This window comes from Merdimonas faecis (genome assembly GCF_001754075.1).
Taxonomy (GTDB): domain Bacteria; phylum Bacillota; class Clostridia; order Lachnospirales; family Lachnospiraceae; genus Merdimonas; species Merdimonas faecis.
Genome location: NZ_MIEH01000010.1, coordinates 66,363 through 81,763 on the forward strand (window position 1 = coordinate 66,363; position 15,401 = coordinate 81,763).

The 15,401-nt window shown below is 51.2% G+C and carries 15 protein-coding genes; 11 read left to right on the plus strand and 4 right to left on the minus strand.

Annotation, left to right across the window (positions count from 1 at the left end; translation table 11 throughout):
* Nucleotides 1–18 precede the first annotated feature (18 nt).
* From BKD12_RS04930 to BKD12_RS04945, 4 genes are read left to right on the plus strand one after another with little or no spacing between them, the layout of a single operon-like run.
* Complete coding sequence (locus BKD12_RS04930) at nucleotides 19–792, plus strand: energy-coupling factor ABC transporter permease (protein WP_070088214.1); 774 nt, start codon at nucleotides 19–21, stop codon at nucleotides 790–792.
* Complete coding sequence (locus tag BKD12_RS04935; RefSeq protein WP_070088215.1) at nucleotides 779–1,108, plus strand: energy-coupling factor ABC transporter substrate-binding protein; 330 nt, start codon at nucleotides 779–781, stop codon at nucleotides 1,106–1,108. Before BKD12_RS04930 ends, BKD12_RS04935 begins: the two co-directional genes overlap by 14 nt.
* Nucleotides 1,105–1,866 (plus strand): cobalt ECF transporter T component CbiQ, encoded by a 762-nt coding sequence (gene cbiQ / locus BKD12_RS04940; RefSeq protein ID WP_070088216.1) that lies wholly within the window; start codon nucleotides 1,105–1,107, stop codon nucleotides 1,864–1,866. The genes BKD12_RS04935 and cbiQ overlap by 4 nt, the downstream gene beginning before the upstream one ends.
* Nucleotides 1,867–1,901: 35 nt before the next feature.
* Nucleotides 1,902–2,762 carry an energy-coupling factor ABC transporter ATP-binding protein gene (locus BKD12_RS04945; RefSeq protein ID WP_070088217.1) on the plus strand — a complete coding sequence of 287 codons (861 nt, stop codon included), beginning with the start codon at nucleotides 1,902–1,904 and terminating at the stop codon, nucleotides 2,760–2,762.
* Here BKD12_RS04945 and BKD12_RS04950 read toward each other — a convergent pair.
* On the minus strand, nucleotides 2,683–3,495 hold the full coding sequence (locus BKD12_RS04950; protein ID WP_070088218.1) for a sirohydrochlorin cobaltochelatase: 813 nt from the start codon (nucleotides 3,493–3,495) through the stop codon (nucleotides 2,683–2,685). The genes BKD12_RS04945 and BKD12_RS04950 overlap by 80 nt on opposite strands.
* A gap of 153 nt (nucleotides 3,496–3,648) precedes the next feature.
* Between BKD12_RS04950 and BKD12_RS04955 the strand changes: the two genes are divergently transcribed.
* The 5 genes from BKD12_RS04955 to BKD12_RS04975 all read left to right on the plus strand — a co-directional run bounded on the left by BKD12_RS04955 (nucleotide 3,649) and on the right by BKD12_RS04975 (nucleotide 8,286).
* Complete coding sequence (locus BKD12_RS04955) at nucleotides 3,649–4,110, plus strand: precorrin-2 dehydrogenase/sirohydrochlorin ferrochelatase family protein (RefSeq protein WP_242872709.1); 462 nt, start codon at nucleotides 3,649–3,651, stop codon at nucleotides 4,108–4,110.
* Nucleotides 4,103–5,008, plus strand: coding sequence for a hydroxymethylbilane synthase (hemC, locus tag BKD12_RS04960; RefSeq protein ID WP_070088288.1), 906 nt, complete (start codon nucleotides 4,103–4,105; stop codon nucleotides 5,006–5,008). Before BKD12_RS04955 ends, hemC begins: the two co-directional genes overlap by 8 nt.
* Nucleotides 5,008–6,519 carry a uroporphyrinogen-III C-methyltransferase gene (cobA, locus tag BKD12_RS04965; protein ID WP_070088220.1) on the plus strand — a complete coding sequence of 504 codons (1,512 nt, stop codon included), beginning with the start codon at nucleotides 5,008–5,010 and terminating at the stop codon, nucleotides 6,517–6,519. The genes hemC and cobA overlap by 1 nt, the downstream gene beginning before the upstream one ends.
* The gene (gene hemB / locus BKD12_RS04970) at nucleotides 6,516–7,493 is read left to right on the plus strand and encodes a porphobilinogen synthase (RefSeq protein WP_070088221.1); all 978 of its coding nucleotides are present in this window, start codon (nucleotides 6,516–6,518) and stop codon (nucleotides 7,491–7,493) included. Before cobA ends, hemB begins: the two co-directional genes overlap by 4 nt.
* Nucleotides 7,494–7,584: 91 nt before the next feature.
* Nucleotides 7,585–8,286: a YitT family protein gene (locus BKD12_RS04975; RefSeq protein ID WP_070088222.1), complete on the plus strand. Its 702-nt coding sequence runs from the start codon at nucleotides 7,585–7,587 to the stop codon at nucleotides 8,284–8,286.
* Here the strand turns inward: BKD12_RS04975 and BKD12_RS04980 are convergent.
* The 3 genes from BKD12_RS04980 to BKD12_RS04990 are packed head-to-tail and all read right to left on the minus strand — an operon-like array spanning nucleotide 8,221 to nucleotide 11,581.
* Nucleotides 8,221–9,138 carry a DMT family transporter gene (locus BKD12_RS04980; RefSeq protein WP_070088223.1) on the minus strand — a complete coding sequence of 306 codons (918 nt, stop codon included), beginning with the start codon at nucleotides 9,136–9,138 and terminating at the stop codon, nucleotides 8,221–8,223. The genes BKD12_RS04975 and BKD12_RS04980 overlap by 66 nt on opposite strands.
* Nucleotides 9,139–9,192: 54 nt before the next feature.
* Nucleotides 9,193–10,497, minus strand: a complete 1,305-nt coding sequence (gene aroA / locus BKD12_RS04985; RefSeq protein WP_070088224.1) for a 3-phosphoshikimate 1-carboxyvinyltransferase — start codon at nucleotides 10,495–10,497, stop codon at nucleotides 9,193–9,195.
* Nucleotides 10,487–11,581, minus strand: a complete 1,095-nt coding sequence (locus BKD12_RS04990) for a prephenate dehydrogenase (RefSeq protein ID WP_070088225.1) — start codon at nucleotides 11,579–11,581, stop codon at nucleotides 10,487–10,489. Before BKD12_RS04990 ends, aroA begins: the two co-directional genes overlap by 11 nt.
* Before the next feature lie 191 nt (nucleotides 11,582–11,772).
* Here BKD12_RS04990 and BKD12_RS04995 point away from each other — a divergent pair, with 191 nt between their 5' ends.
* Together BKD12_RS04995 and trkA are read left to right on the plus strand one after the other, a co-directional pair.
* The gene (locus BKD12_RS04995; RefSeq protein WP_070088226.1) at nucleotides 11,773–13,851 is read left to right on the plus strand and encodes an elongation factor G; all 2,079 of its coding nucleotides are present in this window, start codon (nucleotides 11,773–11,775) and stop codon (nucleotides 13,849–13,851) included.
* A gap of 171 nt (nucleotides 13,852–14,022) precedes the next feature.
* Nucleotides 14,023–15,381, plus strand: coding sequence for a Trk system potassium transporter TrkA (trkA, locus tag BKD12_RS05000; protein ID WP_070088227.1), 1,359 nt, complete (start codon nucleotides 14,023–14,025; stop codon nucleotides 15,379–15,381).
* Nucleotides 15,382–15,401: the final 20 nt, after the last annotated feature.

A 15,401-nucleotide genomic window follows, 5' to 3' on the forward strand; every position in this document is an offset into this window, starting at 1 on the left:
TTGGAGGGATGAAAACAAATGAACAAATGGAGCAAATCAGAAAAAGGACTGCTGTTTGCCGTCACACTTGCGGCTGCCGTGTATGTCTGCGGTCTTGATACGAAGGCCATGCACATCATGGAAGGGTATCTTCCGGCAGGCTACTGCATTGCCTGGGGAGCAGTCTGCCTTCCGTTTCTGGCGGCGGGGTACCTTCGGATCCGGAAGCTGGTAAAGGAGCAGAAGAAAGCATTGATCCTGCTGGCTATGTCCGGGGCGTTTATCTTCGTGATCTCATCGCTGAAGATCCCATCGGTCACCGGAAGCTGCAGTCATATGACAGGGACTGGGCTTGGAGCCATCCTGTTTGGGCCTTCCACAGTCAGTATCTTAGGCATCATCGTACTGGTCTTTCAGGCGGTGCTTTTGGCCCATGGAGGGCTCACCACGCTGGGAGCCAACACTTTTAGCATGGCGATTGCAGGACCGCTTTTCAGTTTTGGGATCTATAAGCTTGGCATCCGGTTTGGTTGGAACCGGAAGGCAGTGATTTTTGCGGCTGCTTTTCTGGGAGATCTTCTGACCTACTGCGTCACCAGCATCCAGCTGGCGCTTGCCTATCCAAGCGAGACGGGCGGAGTGGCAGCAAGCGCTGTGAAGTTTCTGGGTGTATTTGCCCCGACGCAGCTGCCGCTGGCAGTGCTGGAGGGAATCCTGACGGTGCTGATCGTGATCGGGATGGAAAGCTTTGCGGCTCCGGAACTTCGGGCGATCGGATTTTTCAGAAAGGAGAAGACGAATGGCAGAGCATAAGAAATCAAATAAAGGACTGGTGTGCGTACTGATCCTGGTCAGTATCCTGCTGGTGGTGGTTCCCTTTCTTGCCTTAAGAGGGGCGGAATTTGGCGGAAGCGACGACGCGGGAAGCCAGATGGTAAACGAAGTAACAGGGACAGAGTATGAGCCCTGGTTCACTCCGGTATTGGAAAACCTGATCGGAGGAGAGATCCCTGGCGAGATTGAAAGCCTGATCTTCTGTGTGCAGACTGGGATTGGCGTAGGGATCCTGGCGTTTTGCTTTGGCTACCTGGTGGCCCGCAAGAAATACTCCAGGGGACAAGAGGAATGATGCGAGGGGAAAAAGGCGGTCTTTCCCCTATGCCAAGAGTCCTGTTCTGTCTGGGTATGATGGTAACAGCAGTCTGCTCGGCCCATCCTTTTCTGGGGGCCGAGCTTTCGGTGGTCATGTTTTTGTGGGCCAGGGTATACGGGAAGGTGCCGGTAGGAAAATATCTCCGGATGTTCCGGCTGCCGCTTGGGTTTCTGGCGCTTTCCGGACTGGTGCTTTTGTGGGAATATTCTGGCGTGAGGGAAGGAATCTTAAGCTTTTCCGTTGGGCCGGGATATCTTAGCATGACTAGGGAGACGGTGCTTAGGACAATTCTTGTTACTTTCCGGGCCCTGGGAGCGGTGTCTGCCTTGTTTGCATTAGGAATGACTACGCCGGTGACGGAGTTGACCGGTGTTTTGAAGCGCCTGCACTGCCCGGATCTGATCTGCAGCCTGATGTATCTGATGTACCGCTATATTTTTCTGATGTATCAGGTACATGGAAATATGAAGCAGGCGGCGGAAGGAAGAATGGGATACATGGATTACCGGACTTCTCTTCGTACCACAGCCGGGATCTATGGAAATCTTCTGGCCTACAGTTACCGACAGGCAGGGGCAAATTTTGACGCTATGGAAAGCCGCTGCTTTGATGGAAGTGTTCGGTTCCTTTCGGGGAAATACCGGAAAGACTGGAGGAAGACAGTGATTCTTGTGATTCTGGTCCTTTTAGAAATAGGAATCTGTATCTGCTGGCGCAGTTGGCCGGCAATCTAGTGGACGATCAGGAGCTGGAAGGGAGGAGACAAGGAATGGATGAAATTTTAAGACTGAAAGACCTGTCTTTTCGGTATGAGGAAGAAAAGGCATGGGCGCTTAAGGAGGTAAGCCTTTCTATTTCCTCCGGTGAAAAAATTGCGGTCCTTGGGAATAACGGAGCCGGAAAGAGTACGTTTTTCCGGTGCTGCAACGGAATCTTAAGACCAAAGGAAGGCAGTCTGTATCTGAAAGGGGAGAAGATTTCCTGGAAAAAGAAGGAAATCCTGAATCTGCGCCAGAGTGTGGGGCTGATCTTCCAGGAAGCGGATCATCAGCTGATCGCCGGAACGGTGGCAGAAGAGGTCAGCTTTGGCCCCATGAATCTGAAGCTTTCGGAACAGGAGGTAAGAAACCGAGTGGAAAAAGCCCTTGCGGCCATGGAGCTTCTTAAGTATCAGGAAAAAGCCCCTCATGAACTCTCCGGCGGGGAGAAAAAGCGGGTCAGCATTGCCGACATCCTGGCGATGGAGCCGGAGCTGATGCTCCTGGACGAACCGGCATCCAGCTTAGATCCGGTGAACCAAAGCCTCCTGGAGGAGAACTTGGAAAAGCTTCACCAGAAGGGAATCGCTCTGGTGGTGGCCACCCACGATGTGGATTTTGCCTGGCGGTGGGCAAAACGGATCCTGATCTTCCATCAGGGCAGGCTTGTGGCAGACGGCAGAGGAGAGGAAATCTTTGCAGACGAAGCGCTGATAGAAAAAAGCGGCCTTAAGAAGCCGCTTCTCTACGAGGTAGGAAAGATCTATGGAATTTCGCCTTTGCCAAAGACTCTTAAAGAATTGCTTCCAGATGGCGAAGGAATATCTTCCGGATCTGCGGAAATTCTCCCAGCCCCTTCAGATGGCAGGTAACCTGATAACCGGCTGACCGGAACTGCTCCTTCCAGGAGTCTGGATCGTCTCCTGCCATATCGTTTTTTGCATGGTCCCCTGCCACGATCATAAGGGGCAGAAGATGAAGGGAGCGGATAGGGCTGCCTTCCAGATGGCGGAGCACATCCCGGGGGGCGGGATAGGCTTCTACCGTTCCCACGTGGATATGAGAGAGCCTTAAGTCCTTGCACATATAGTCCAGGGCGGCATAGACCGTGTTAGAGAAGTGGTCGCTGCCATGGCCCATCAGGATCAGGGCCTCATCTTCTTTCAAGAAAGAATATTCTCCAGCGAGGGTCGAGATGACTTCTTTCAAATCTTCCGTAGAGGACAGAAGAGGGGCGCCGAAGCTAATGGAAGAAAACTGATCCCGGAAAGCCAGGGCGTCCGCCGTCATCCGGTCGTTTTCGATGCCGTTCAGGATATGGGTAGGCTGGATGCAGACGTCGGTAATGCCGTCCCGGCGCATGTTTTCCAGAGCCTCTGTGACGGTGGGGATATGCTCACCGGTGGTGCGTGAAAGCTTTCGGATGATCATCTGGCTGGTCCAGGCACTGTATACCGCAAGATCCGGATGGGCATTCCGGATGCTTTCTTCGATGGCGTTGATCGTGACTGCCCGGGTATCCGGATGGCTGGTGCCGAAGCTGACGACAAGGATACCTTTTTTGGGAGAAATCGCTGTGTCAGAAGGTGTATTTTTTGTTATCATAAAGAGAGTCTCCTTTCGAAATTGACAGGTGCAAAAAAGAAAATTGCACTGCTGTCATTATAGCAGGGGAGAAGAGAGGACCGCAACTGAAAATGAAAGGATATGAAGGAATGGCGCGGGAGGTGGAGAATAGTGGAAAAGCCTTTTTTCCCAATGTTTATTGATCTGTCAAAAAAGAAGGTAGTGGTCATCGGCGGAGGCCGCATCGCAGGACGGCGGATCAGGACGCTCCTGTCATTTGCAGGGCAGATCTGTGTGATCGCGCCTGAGGTGACGGAAGAGATTGAAGGTTATATAAAAGAAGGAAGGGTCACCCATTTGAAAACCCGGTATGCGCCGGGATTGATCCAGGATGCGGATCTTCTGCTGGCGGCCACGGATGATCCGGTCTGCAATGAACAGGCGGCAGACGAGTGCAGGAGACGTGGGATTCCGGTCAATGTGTCCCACAAAAAGGAATTGTGTGATTTCTATTTCCCGGGGACCGCGGTGTGCGGGGATCTGACAGCCGGAGTCACGGCCAGCGGGCGGGACCATGGAAAGGCGAAAAGAGCCCGGGAGGAAATCGAAAAGATATTAATAAAACTAGAGGAAGAGACAGAGCATGATGAGTAGGAAAATCAGAATCGGCAGCAGGAAAAGCCGTCTGGCGGTGATACAGACAGAACTTGTGATGGAAATGATCCGGGAAACCCATCCGGAGATTGAGCTGGAGCTTATCACGATGGAAACCACCGGGGACCGCCGGCTGGACGTGACATTGGATAAGATCGGCGGTAAGGGACTGTTTGTCAAGGAACTGGACCGGGCTCTTCTTGAGGGCAGGATCGACCTGGCGGTCCACAGCTTAAAGGATATGCCGATGGAAGAGTCTTCAAAGATCCCTATCCTGGGATATACAAAGAGAGAGGATGTCCGGGATGTGCTGGTGCTTCCGGAGAGCGGAAAACCCTGGGAGGGCCGGGGCGTGATCGGCTGCTCTTCCTTCAGAAGGAGAATCCAGGGCGAGAGGCTGTTCCCGCAGGCAGAGTTTCGGAGTATCCGGGGAAATGTCCTGACCAGGCTTGAGAAGCTGGACCGGGGAGAATACGATGCACTGATCCTGGCTGCGGCAGGCTTAAAACGGCTGGGACTTGAACATCGGATCTGCCGCTATTTTTCTGCAGAAGAGATCCTTCCGGCGGCCGGGCAGGGGATTTTGGCTGTCCAGGGACGCGCCGGAGAGGATTATGGGTTCCTGGAGACTTTGGCAAAGGAAGGGGCCGGGGCGGAAGCTCTGGCAGAGAGAGCCTTTGTCCGGTATCTGGACGGGGGATGCTCTTCGCCGGTGGCAGCCTATGCCAGAGTAGAGAAAGGCAGGTTGTATTTGCGGGGACTTTATTATATAGAAGAGAAAGGTTCCTATACTCTCGGAAGCAGAGAAGGAAGATCGGAGGATGCGGAAGAGATCGGCGTCCTTCTGGCAGAGGAAATGGAGCGAAAGTATGGAAGAAAGGGAGGTGCCGGAGCATAATGGAACATCAAGAGACAGGGAAAGTATGGCTTGCAGGCGCAGGGCCTGGAGATGCCGGACTTCTGACACGCAAGGCAGAGCAGGTGCTGGAGTCGGCGGACGTGGTGGTTTACGATCACCTGGTGGGCCGGGATATTCTGGCCAGGATCAGGCCGGATCAGAAAGCCGTGAATGTGGGAAAAATCTCCGGGCACCATCCGATCCCGCAGGAGGAGATAGGCCAGATCCTGGTGGAAGAAGCCCGGCAGGGGAAGCAGGTTGTCCGGCTGAAGGGCGGGGATCCCTTCCTGTTTGGCAGGGGAGGAGAAGAGCTGTTAAAGCTTAAGGAAGCGGGAATCCCATTCGAGGTCATCCCGGGGGTGACGTCCGCCCTGGCTGTCCCGGCCTATGCAGGGATTCCGGTGACTCACCGGGACTATGTTTCCTCTCTGCATATCGTGACCGGGCATAAAAAGAAGAACGGAGAGCTGGAGTGTGACTATCCGGCTCTGGTGCAGGCGGGGGGGACCCTCGTCTTCCTGATGGGAGTAACGGCGCTTCCCGATATCGTAAAAGGACTCCTCGATGCGGGGATGGATCCGCAGATGCCCTCCGCTGTCATACAGGAGGGAACCCTGGCCGGACAGAGAAAAGTATTGGCGCCGCTTGCAGAGCTTTTAGAAGCCTGCTGGAAGGAAGAGATCCAGCCGCCGGCCATTATTGTAGTGGGCCAGGTGTGCCGGCTGTCAGAAGAGATTTCCTGGTATGAGAAGCTTCCTCTTTCCGGGATGCGGGTACTGGTGACCAGGCCAAGAGAACTGATCTCTTCTATGGCAGAAAGACTGCGAAAGAAAGGTGCGGAGGTGCTGGAGGTTCCGGCGATCAACACACGTGCCGTAAAAAGCGACAGACTGGCAGAGTGCCTGAAGGAAACAAAAAGCTGCGACTGGATCGTATTTACCAGCCAGATCGGTGTGCGCGTCTTTTTCGAGTACCTGGAAGAACATGGCCTGGATATCAGGAATACTTATCCGGCCCGTTTTGCCGTGATCGGAGAAGGAACCAGGAAGGCTCTTGGAAAATATGGCATCCGGGCAGATCTGATGCCGGAAACCTATGAAGGGGAAGCCCTGGCCCGCAGTCTGGAAGCCCTGGACGTCAAAGGGAAAAGGATCCTGATCCCCAGGTCGGCATCCGGCAATCCTAAGCTTACAGAGATCCTGGAAAAAGCAGGAGCCCGGACGGAGGATATTCCGACCTATGAGACCGTATATGAACCGTGTCAGGCGTTGGATATCTGCCGGGAGATTGACGCCGGGAAGATTGACTGTGTGACGTTTACCAGCAGCTCCACGGTCCACGGTTTTGCCGCGGTCAGTGAGGGGGCGGACTATACCAGATTTACCGCCGCCTGCATCGGACGGCAGACCATGGAGACGGCAGAAAGCTACGGCATGAATTGCCGGATGGCCGAGAAGGCTACGATAGAAAGTCTGACAGAATTAGTAGAAAGGATACAGAAAGACAGATGATAAAAAGACCCAGAAGATTAAGAAAAACAGAAATACTTCGGAAAATGGTGCGGGAAACCAGAATAGATCAGGCATCCCTGATCTATCCCATGTTTGTCCGGGACGGAGAGGGAATCCGGGAAGAAATCCCTTCTATGGCGGGACAGTACCGTTACAGTGTAGATAGGATGTATGAGGAACTGGAGAAGCTAAGCGATGCGGGAGTAGGGGCGGTCATGCTCTTTGGGATTCCGGATCATAAGGACGAAAAGGGAAGTCAGGCTTATGCCGAAGACGGCGTGATCCAGAGAGCGCTCTGGGAGGCGAAAAAAAGATTTCCCGATCTTTACTATATTACGGACGTCTGCCTTTGTGAGTATACCTCTCACGGACACTGCGGGATGCTTAAAGGTTGTGAGGTGGACAATGACTCCACTCTGGAACTTTTGGCTAAGACGGCCCTCTCCCATGTGCAGGCCGGCGCGGACATGGTCGCTCCTTCCGATATGATGGACGGCCGGGTGGGAAAGATCCGGACGGTTCTGGACGCAGAAGGATATGAAGACATTCCGATCATGTCCTATGCGGTGAAATATGCCTCCGGATTTTATGCGCCTTTCCGTGATGCGGCAAAGAGCGCTCCGGCATTTGGGGACCGGAAAAGCTACCAGATGGATTATCATAACAGCAGGGAGGGAATCAAAGAGATCCTGCTGGATGAAGAGGAAGGCGCAGATATTGTTATGGTCAAGCCGGCGCTTGCCTATCTGGATATGATCGCCAAGGCAAAGGAAGCCACAAATCTTCCGATCGCCGCCTACAGCGTCAGTGGAGAATATGCCATGATCAAGGCGGCGGCAGAAAAAGGATGGATCATGGAAGACCAGATCGTATGTGAGACTGCAGTGGCGGCTTTCCGTGCCGGCGCTCAGAGCTATCTGACTTATTATGCAAAGGAACTGGCCGGATTTATCAAAGAGGGCCGGATTGGATAAAAAATAGAAAAAAGAAGAAAAAAAGAGTTGACCCTGGTATGATACCAGGGTTTATTCTTGTGGTGAGATAAAAAACAGGAGGAATGATAATATGTTTCGGCGGATCGCTTCCGCGGTTTTAAAAGATTGTAAACGGGTATTTACCCCGCAGACGATACTGTGTATTGTGATTGGCACGGCCATTGCCTCTTTCGGACTTCACAATATCCATCAGAGAACAGGGATTACAGAAGGAGGCGTGTTGGGAATGATCCTGCTTCTTCATCACTGGTTCGGAATTCCGGCAGCCATTGCGTCACCGGTGCTGGATCTGATCTGTTATTTTGCAGCATTCAGGCTGCTTGGAAAAGACTTTCTAAAAACGTCGGCTCTGGCCAGTGTCTGTCTGGCAGGATGGTTCTTCCTTTGGGAACGGCTGCCGTATTTCCTTCCGGATCTGTCAGGGCATCCGCTGGCAGCAGCAGTGGCCGGCGCGGCATTTATCGGTCTGGGAGTAGGTCTGGTCGTTCGCCGCGGCGCATCATCCGGCGGGGATGATGCCCTTGCCATGGCTATATCAAAAGCGTCAGGATGCCGGATCGCGGCGGCGTATCTTTTTACAGACCTGACAGTGCTTTTGCTGTCTCTTAGCTATATTCCTTTCCGGCAGATCGCATTTTCGCTCATTACAGTAACCTTATCCTCTACGCTTCTGGATCTGGTAAAAAGTATATCCCTCCAGGATTTCTTAAGAACTGCCGGCCTGAGTACGGCTGAGAATGATAATGGCAGCCGTAGTGAGGACCAGGCCTAGAAAGGACAGGAGCGTGGGCTGTTCGGCAAAGAAAAGAAAGCCAAACAGCATTGCGGCGGCCGGTTCGCTGGCCGCCAGGATAGAGGCGGTCCCTGCGTCAATGCAGCTTAATCCTATCGTGTAAAACACATAGGGAAGGGTGGAGGTAATCAAAGAGTGGAGCAGCATAAACCAGGGCATCCAGGGCCATCCCTTTTCAATCGTTGTGCCAATGCAGTCCCAGTCAGTCCCGGGAATCAGAAAGATCAGGGAGGCCGCCAGACAGTAGAAGGTAATGGTCAGAGCGTGATAGCCCCGCTCCATGGCCGCCTTGCTGAAAATACTGTACAGGGCGTAGAAAAAGGCGGATCCGATCCCGCACAGGACGGCAATAGGAGAGACTGGGGATCCGGAAATATTTTCCAGCACCCCGCTTACAAGTACACAGCCGAGCAAAGCGACGGCCATGCAGATCCCTTTCTGCAGGGTCATTTTTTCGTGGAAAAAGAGAACAGAAAAAGTCACGACAAACAGAGGCGACATGCTAAGAAGCACAGAAGCAAGAGCCAGTGTGCCGTGTCCTATCGCTTCATTATAGGTAAGGTTGATGCCGAACATCCCTAAGATTCCGCCACCCAGGAATACCCAAAGATCTCTCAGGCGGATCTTTAAGAAAGAACGGTCGTAGAGAAAGAGGCCAATACCAAGCAAAGTGACGGATACGATGATCCTGGTAAACAGCATAGTGAAGTTGTCCATACCCATGGCGTCAAATCTGCGTACAAAAACACCGCCGGAGCCCCACATAATGCCGGAGAGCACCGGAAGGATCAGAATCACCCTGAATTTTGGCGAGTCGGTTTTATGATACATAAATATTCCTGCTTTCTTTCTTATTCGTAATACAGCCATGATAGCATATTTGATCTATTTGCCGGAGAGATCCATAAGCTGGGCAAAGAATCCTGGGTAGGATACATCCACACACTGGCTGTCCAGGATCGTTGTGGTTCCTTCAGCGGCCAGTGCGGCGACAGAAAATGCCATGGCGATCCGGTGATCCAGATGGCTCTGGATCTGTGTGCCCTTCAGAGCCCCGGTACCATGAATGATCATGCCGTCCTCAGTGGGGATAATCTCTGCACCCATAGCAAGTAGATTTTCAGTTACGGTCTGGATACGGTTGGTCTCTTTTACCTTTAGCTCGGCAGCGTCACGGATCACGGTAGTACCCTCGGCGAAAGCTGCCATGACAGCCAGGATCGGAATCTCATCGATCAGCGAGGGGATCACGGCTCCTTCGATGACAGTACCGGTCAGAGGCTTTGGCGTAACCAGGAGATCGGCTGTTTCCTCCCCTCCCTGGCTTTGGCGGTTAAGATAACCAATGTCCGCACCCATTTTCCGGCATACCTCCAGGAATCCGGCACGGGTGGGGTTGATGCCCACGTTTTTTACCAGAAGCCGGGAGCCTGGAACCAGGAGACCTGCAGCGATAAAGTAAGCAGCAGAAGAAATGTCGCCGGGTACTTGTATTTTCTGTCCGTATAATTCTGCGCAGGGAGACACACTGGCTGTAGCGCTGCCGTCTGCATGGAGTTCAGAGGAGATATCTGCGCCAAAGCTGCCAAGCATCAGTTCCGTGTGGTTCCTGGAAAGGACAGGCTCGGTGACAGAGACCGGACTGTCTGCATACAATCCTGCCAGTAAAACAGATGATTTAACCTGGGCAGATGCCACGGGAGAGACATATCGGATCCCGTGGAGTGTTCCCGGTTCGATGCGAAGAGGCGCACAGTTATTATCCTGGATGCTGGTGATTCGGGCGCCCATCTGATTCAACGGATCCATGATCCGTTTCATAGGCCGGGAGTTTAAGGAATCATCACCGGAGAGTACGGAAGAAAAATTCTGTCCGGATAAAATGCCGCAGATCAGGCGGGTGGTGGTTCCGCTGTTTCCGGTATCCAGTATCCCCCGCGGCGCTTTCAGTCCGCGAAGTCCCCGGCCATGCACCAGGACAAGGTCTTTGGACTGCTCGATCTCTATCCCCATTTTCTGGAAGCAGTGGATGGTGGAAAGACAGTCCGCCCCGTTTAAAAAGTGGGAGATCTCAGTGGTGCCTCTGGCGATGGAACCCAGCATTACGGCCCGGTGAGAAATAGATTTATCGCCGGGTATCTGTACTTCTCCTTTTAATGCTCCCATTGCTTTGATTTCTTTAACGCTCATATACTATATACCTGAATTTCTGCAGCAGTTCAGCCGCTTTTTCCTGGGCGGCCTCTTCATAGAACTCAATCCGCAGAACCCCTTCTTCAAATTCTCGGTTATGGACGATGCCGATATTCTTGATATTGATGCCGCCTGATGCCAGAATCGTGGCAATGGCAGCGATACCTCCGGCCTCGTCGATGATATCGCAGTAAACGGCAAAGGCTTTCTTGATCGGTCCGGAGGATGTATCGGAGATAGAATTGCGGTAATTTCTGGAGCTGTCAAACAGCTGATAGATCCATTGTTCATCTCCGGAAGCAATACGTTCTCTGGCTGTTTTCAGAGAAGCGATATAAGAATCCAGGATCCGGGTAAGATTATCCTTGTTTTTTACACAGATATGCTGCCACATGGTAGGGGAGGAGGAAGCGATGCGGGTCAGATCCTTAAAACCTCCCGCTGCCAGACTCTTCATCAGTTCATCTTCGGTATCGGTATCTCTGACCAGTCCGACCAGGCTTGCCGCAATAACATGAGGAAGGTGGCTGATCGTGCCGGTCACGTAGTCGTGGGTCCGGTCGTCAAGAAGGATGGGCAGAGCTTTCAGACTCTGGACAAACTCAGCGTAGGCCTTTGTTTTTTCCTCTGAAACTTTATCTGTCGGAGTCAGCACATAGTATGCGTTTTCCAGGAGCATGGCCTTGGAATTGGCATAGCCGCTTTTCTCCGAACCAGCCATGGGATGGCCGCCTATGAAGTATTCCTCAATTCCCAGCCGCTCCACTTCCCGGTGGATACTGGATTTGACGCTGCCTACGTCTGTAAGGATGCAGTCTGTGTCCAGGTAGCGTACCAGCTGTTTCAGGTAAGCTGTGTTACAGGACACAGGAGCGCATAGAAACAGATAGCGGCAATGATAAAAATTGTCATCAATGGTGGTGGCGGCTACGTCAATGACAGATTCCTGGGTAGCGAGCGCCAGAGTTTCTTTATTTTTATCGAAGGCTACGATCTCATAATCAGGATAATACTGGCGGACAGCCTTGGCAATGGAGCCGCCGATCAGTCCGAGACCGATAAAGCCGATCTTTGGTTTCATAAAAGGTCTTCCTTTCTTTGTCAGTTATTCAGAAAATATTGTAACCTTTCAGATACTGCTTTGTCAATCCTTTCACACTTTAAAGTAAAAAAGCGCCAGAAACTGTAAAAAATGCATAAATGAGTTGTAATATCCTGAAATTTTTAGTACAATGTACACATGAGATTTTACCAATAAGGAGGCAGCACAATATGAAGGTTTACAGAACGGATGAAATTAGAAACGTAGTCCTGCTGGGACATGGCGGATGCGGAAAGACCAGTCTGGTAGAGGCGATGGCCTACGTGTCCGGAGCCACGAATCGTATGGGAAAAGTTACGGACGGAAATACGATCAGCGATTTTGATAAAGAGGAGCAGAAACGTGAATTTTCGATCAGCACTACACTGGTACCTATCGAGTGGGAGAAGGCAAAGATCAACATCCTGGATACTCCTGGATATTTTGACTTTGTCGGAGAGGTAGAAGAAGCGGTCAGCGTGGCGGATGCAGCTGTCATCGTCGTATCCGGGAAAGCCGGCGTGGAAGTGGGAACGGAAAAAGCATGGGAACTGTGTGACAAGTACAATCTGCCTCGTATGGTCTATGTCACGGAAATGGATGTGGACGATGCCAGCTTCCGTCAGGTAGTGCAGGATCTGACTGACCGGTATGGAAAGGTGATCGCACCTCATTTCCAGCCGATCCGTGAAAATGAAAAGCTGGTTGGATATGTCAATGTCATTAAAAATGCAGGACGGCGGTATACCGGAATCGGACAGAGAGAAGAGTGTGAGATCCCGGATTACTGCAAACCGAATCTGGAAATCTACCGTGAAAAGCTTCTGGAAGCTGTTGCAGAGACCAGTGATGAGTTTATGGAGCGCTATTTTGCCGGAGAAGAGTTCTCAGTAGAAGAGATCCGTGCCGCCATGCGTACAGAGGTTATGGAGGGAGATATCGTACCGGTGGCTATGGGATCCAACATCCAGGCGCAGGGCGTGGCAAACCTGCTGTCTGATATTGTCAGATTCTTCCCCAGCCCGGACTGCAGAGAATGTGCAGGCATCAACCGCAAGACCAATGAGATTTATGAAGCCAACTACGATTTCGCCAGAGCAAAGTCCGCATATGTATTTAAGACAATGGTGGATCCATTTATTGGAAAGTATTCTTTCATCAAAGTGTGCTCCGGTGTATTGAAGGGAGAGGATGTTCTTTACAATTCCGATTCTGAAGCAGACGAGAAGCTTGGAAAGATTTACACGATGGTCGGCAATAAGCCGGTGGAAGTCAGTGAATTGTTTGCGGGAGATATCGGCGCCATCGGCAAGCTGGCGAACACGAAGACGGGCGACACCCTGTCTACTAAGGCTACGCCGATCCTTTACGGAAAGACAGAGTATTCCAAGCCATATACATATATGAGATATGTAACCAAAAACAAAGGAGACGAGGACAAGGTATCCCAGGCGCTCCAGAAGATGATGGCGGAGGATGTAACACTGAAGGCAGTAAATGACAGTGAAAACCGTCAGTCATTGATCTATGGAATGGGAGACCAGCATCTGGAGATTGCTGTCAGCAAGCTGGCAGAGCGTTATAAATGTGAAGTGACGCTGGAGACGCCAAAGGTTGCATTCCGAGAGACGATCAAGAAAAAATCAGATGTAGATACGAAATATAAGAAACAGTCCGGCGGACACGGACAGTATGGTCATGTTAAGATGACCTTTGAACCGTCCGGTGATCTGGATGCGCCTTATGTATTTGAAGAGACTGTAGTAGGCGGAGCTGTTCCGAAGAATTACTTCCCGGCAGTAGAAAAGGGGCTTCAGGAATCTGTTCAGAAAGGACCTCTGGCCGGATATCCGGTAGTGGGAGTCAAAGCCACATTATATGACGGATCCTATCATCCGGTAGATTCTTCAGAAATGGCCTTCAAGACAGCTACGATCCAGGCATTTAAGAAAGGATTCATGGAAGCGGGACCGATTCTTCTTGAGCCGATCGCTTCTGTGAAAGTGGTCGTTCCGGATGATTATACCGGCGACGTGATGGGAGATCTGAATAAACGCCGCGGCCGTGTGCTGGGAATGAATCCTGTGTCCGGAGGCTGTCAGGAGATTGTTGCCGATATTCCGATGACAGGACTGTTTGGATATTGTACAGTTTTACGTTCCATGACCGGTGGAAGAGGAACCTATTCCTATGAGTTTGCACGTTACGAACAGGCACCTTCCGACGTCCAGGAAGCAGAGATCAAAAAGCGTGCAGCAGAGGAAGCATAAGAGCAAAAAATTAGCAGAATTTTGATACAAAATTAACTTGAGAAGAAAAGCCCTTTGGGGCTTTTTTTCTTGAAACAAAAGTGCTATAATCTCTATACTGTAGGGCCGGGCCGCAGACAATCAGGTTGTCAGCGGTGCGGTCCTGACTAAAAAATAAAGAGGAAAAGAGAGATGAAAATAGTAATCATTGGAGACGGAAAAGTCGGTCATAAGCTGACGTCTCAGTTATCGGAAGAAGGCTATGACATAATTTTGATCGATCAGAATGAGGGAAAGCTCCAGGAAGCACTGAACCAGCTGGATATTTACTGTATCACCGGCAATGGTGTTGATATTGAAGTGCAGAAGCAGGCGGATGTTCCTCATGCGGATCTGGTGATCGCTTGTGCATCCACAGATGAGTTAAATATGCTGAGCTGCCTCATTGCAAAACGGCTTGGCGCAAAGCATACGATTGCCAGAGTGCGGAATCCCCTGTACTATCGACAGATCGGGATTCTGAAAGAAGATCTTCATCTGAGCATGGCGGTAAATCCTGAGCTTGCGGCGGCCAACGAGGTGGCCAGGATCCTTTTGTTCCCGGCGACAAGTAAGGTAGAAACATTTATGAAAGGCCGGGTAGAGCTGGTTGAGTTTAAATTGAAGGAAGACAGCAGGATTATCGGTATGTCTCTGGCTGAGCTTTATCGTAAATATCAGATCAAAATACTGGTATGTGCGGTGAAGAGAGGGGAAGATGTCTATATTCCGGATGGAGATTTCGTGCTGGAAGCCGGAGATAAGATGCATATCGCAGCCGGTCACCAGGATTTGGAAAGCTTCTTTAAATCACTTGGAAAGAAGAGTGAAAAGGTAAGGAAGGTTCTGATCTGCGGCGGCGGACATATGTGCTATTATCTGACGACTCAGCTTCTGCAGGCGGGAAGACAGGTGAAGATTATTGAAAAGAAACCTGAACGGTGCGAGGAGCTCTGTGAACTTCTGCCAAAAGCAACGGTGATCTGCGGGGACGCCACGGATCAGGAACTCCTGATTGAGGAGGGGCTGGATGAATGTAATGCGTTTGTGGCACTGACCGGTATGGATGAAGAAAATATTATCCTTGGACTATTTGCCCAGAGCCGCGGGGTTCCGAAGATCGTGGCAAAAGTAAACGAGGATTCCAGGGCTCAGATGGTAGAGAATATGGGGATTGACAGTATCATTTCGGCAAAGAGCGCTACGGCGGATGAAATCATGAGCTATGTTATTGCCCGGAATAATTCCTATGCCAGTGCAAACGTGGAGACAATGTATCAGCTTCTGGGCGGCAGAGTAAAGGCGCTGGAATTCATTATTAAAAAGGAATGTGAGATTACGAATGTTCCGCTGAAGGACCTGCCGACGAAGAGAAATTATCTGATCGCCTGCATCGGACGAAAGAGAAGGGTGATCATCCCAAATGGTAACGATCATCTGGAGGTCGGAGACAGTGTTGTGGTTGTAACAACAAATCAGATGATTAATAAATTCAGCGATATACTGGCGTAGAGGAGACACGGGGAGAAGAC

Excerpts from the sequence above, each read along its gene's own strand:
- BKD12_RS04930 (WP_070088214.1), top strand. The coding sequence starts at position 19 with ATGAACAAATGGAGCAAATCAGAAAAAGGACTGCTGTTTGCCGTCACA.
- BKD12_RS04935 (WP_070088215.1), top strand. The coding sequence starts at position 779 with ATGGCAGAGCATAAGAAATCAAATAAAGGACTGGTGTGCGTACTGATC.
- cbiQ (WP_070088216.1), top strand. The coding sequence starts at position 1,105 with ATGATGCGAGGGGAAAAAGGCGGTCTTTCCCCTATGCCAAGAGTCCTG.
- BKD12_RS04945 (WP_070088217.1), top strand. The coding sequence starts at position 1,902 with ATGGATGAAATTTTAAGACTGAAAGACCTGTCTTTTCGGTATGAGGAA.
- BKD12_RS04950 (WP_070088218.1), bottom strand. The coding sequence starts at position 3,495 with ATGATAACAAAAAATACACCTTCTGACACAGCGATTTCTCCCAAAAAA.
- BKD12_RS04955 (WP_242872709.1), top strand. The coding sequence starts at position 3,649 with ATGTTTATTGATCTGTCAAAAAAGAAGGTAGTGGTCATCGGCGGAGGC.
- hemC (WP_070088288.1), top strand. The coding sequence starts at position 4,103 with ATGAGTAGGAAAATCAGAATCGGCAGCAGGAAAAGCCGTCTGGCGGTG.
- cobA (WP_070088220.1), top strand. The coding sequence starts at position 5,008 with ATGGAACATCAAGAGACAGGGAAAGTATGGCTTGCAGGCGCAGGGCCT.
- hemB (WP_070088221.1), top strand. The coding sequence starts at position 6,516 with ATGATAAAAAGACCCAGAAGATTAAGAAAAACAGAAATACTTCGGAAA.
- BKD12_RS04975 (WP_070088222.1), top strand. The coding sequence starts at position 7,585 with ATGTTTCGGCGGATCGCTTCCGCGGTTTTAAAAGATTGTAAACGGGTA.
- BKD12_RS04980 (WP_070088223.1), bottom strand. The coding sequence starts at position 9,138 with ATGTATCATAAAACCGACTCGCCAAAATTCAGGGTGATTCTGATCCTT.
- aroA (WP_070088224.1), bottom strand. The coding sequence starts at position 10,497 with ATGAGCGTTAAAGAAATCAAAGCAATGGGAGCATTAAAAGGAGAAGTA.
- BKD12_RS04990 (WP_070088225.1), bottom strand. The coding sequence starts at position 11,581 with ATGAAACCAAAGATCGGCTTTATCGGTCTCGGACTGATCGGCGGCTCC.
- BKD12_RS04995 (WP_070088226.1), top strand. The coding sequence starts at position 11,773 with ATGAAGGTTTACAGAACGGATGAAATTAGAAACGTAGTCCTGCTGGGA.
- trkA (WP_070088227.1), top strand. The coding sequence starts at position 14,023 with ATGAAAATAGTAATCATTGGAGACGGAAAAGTCGGTCATAAGCTGACG.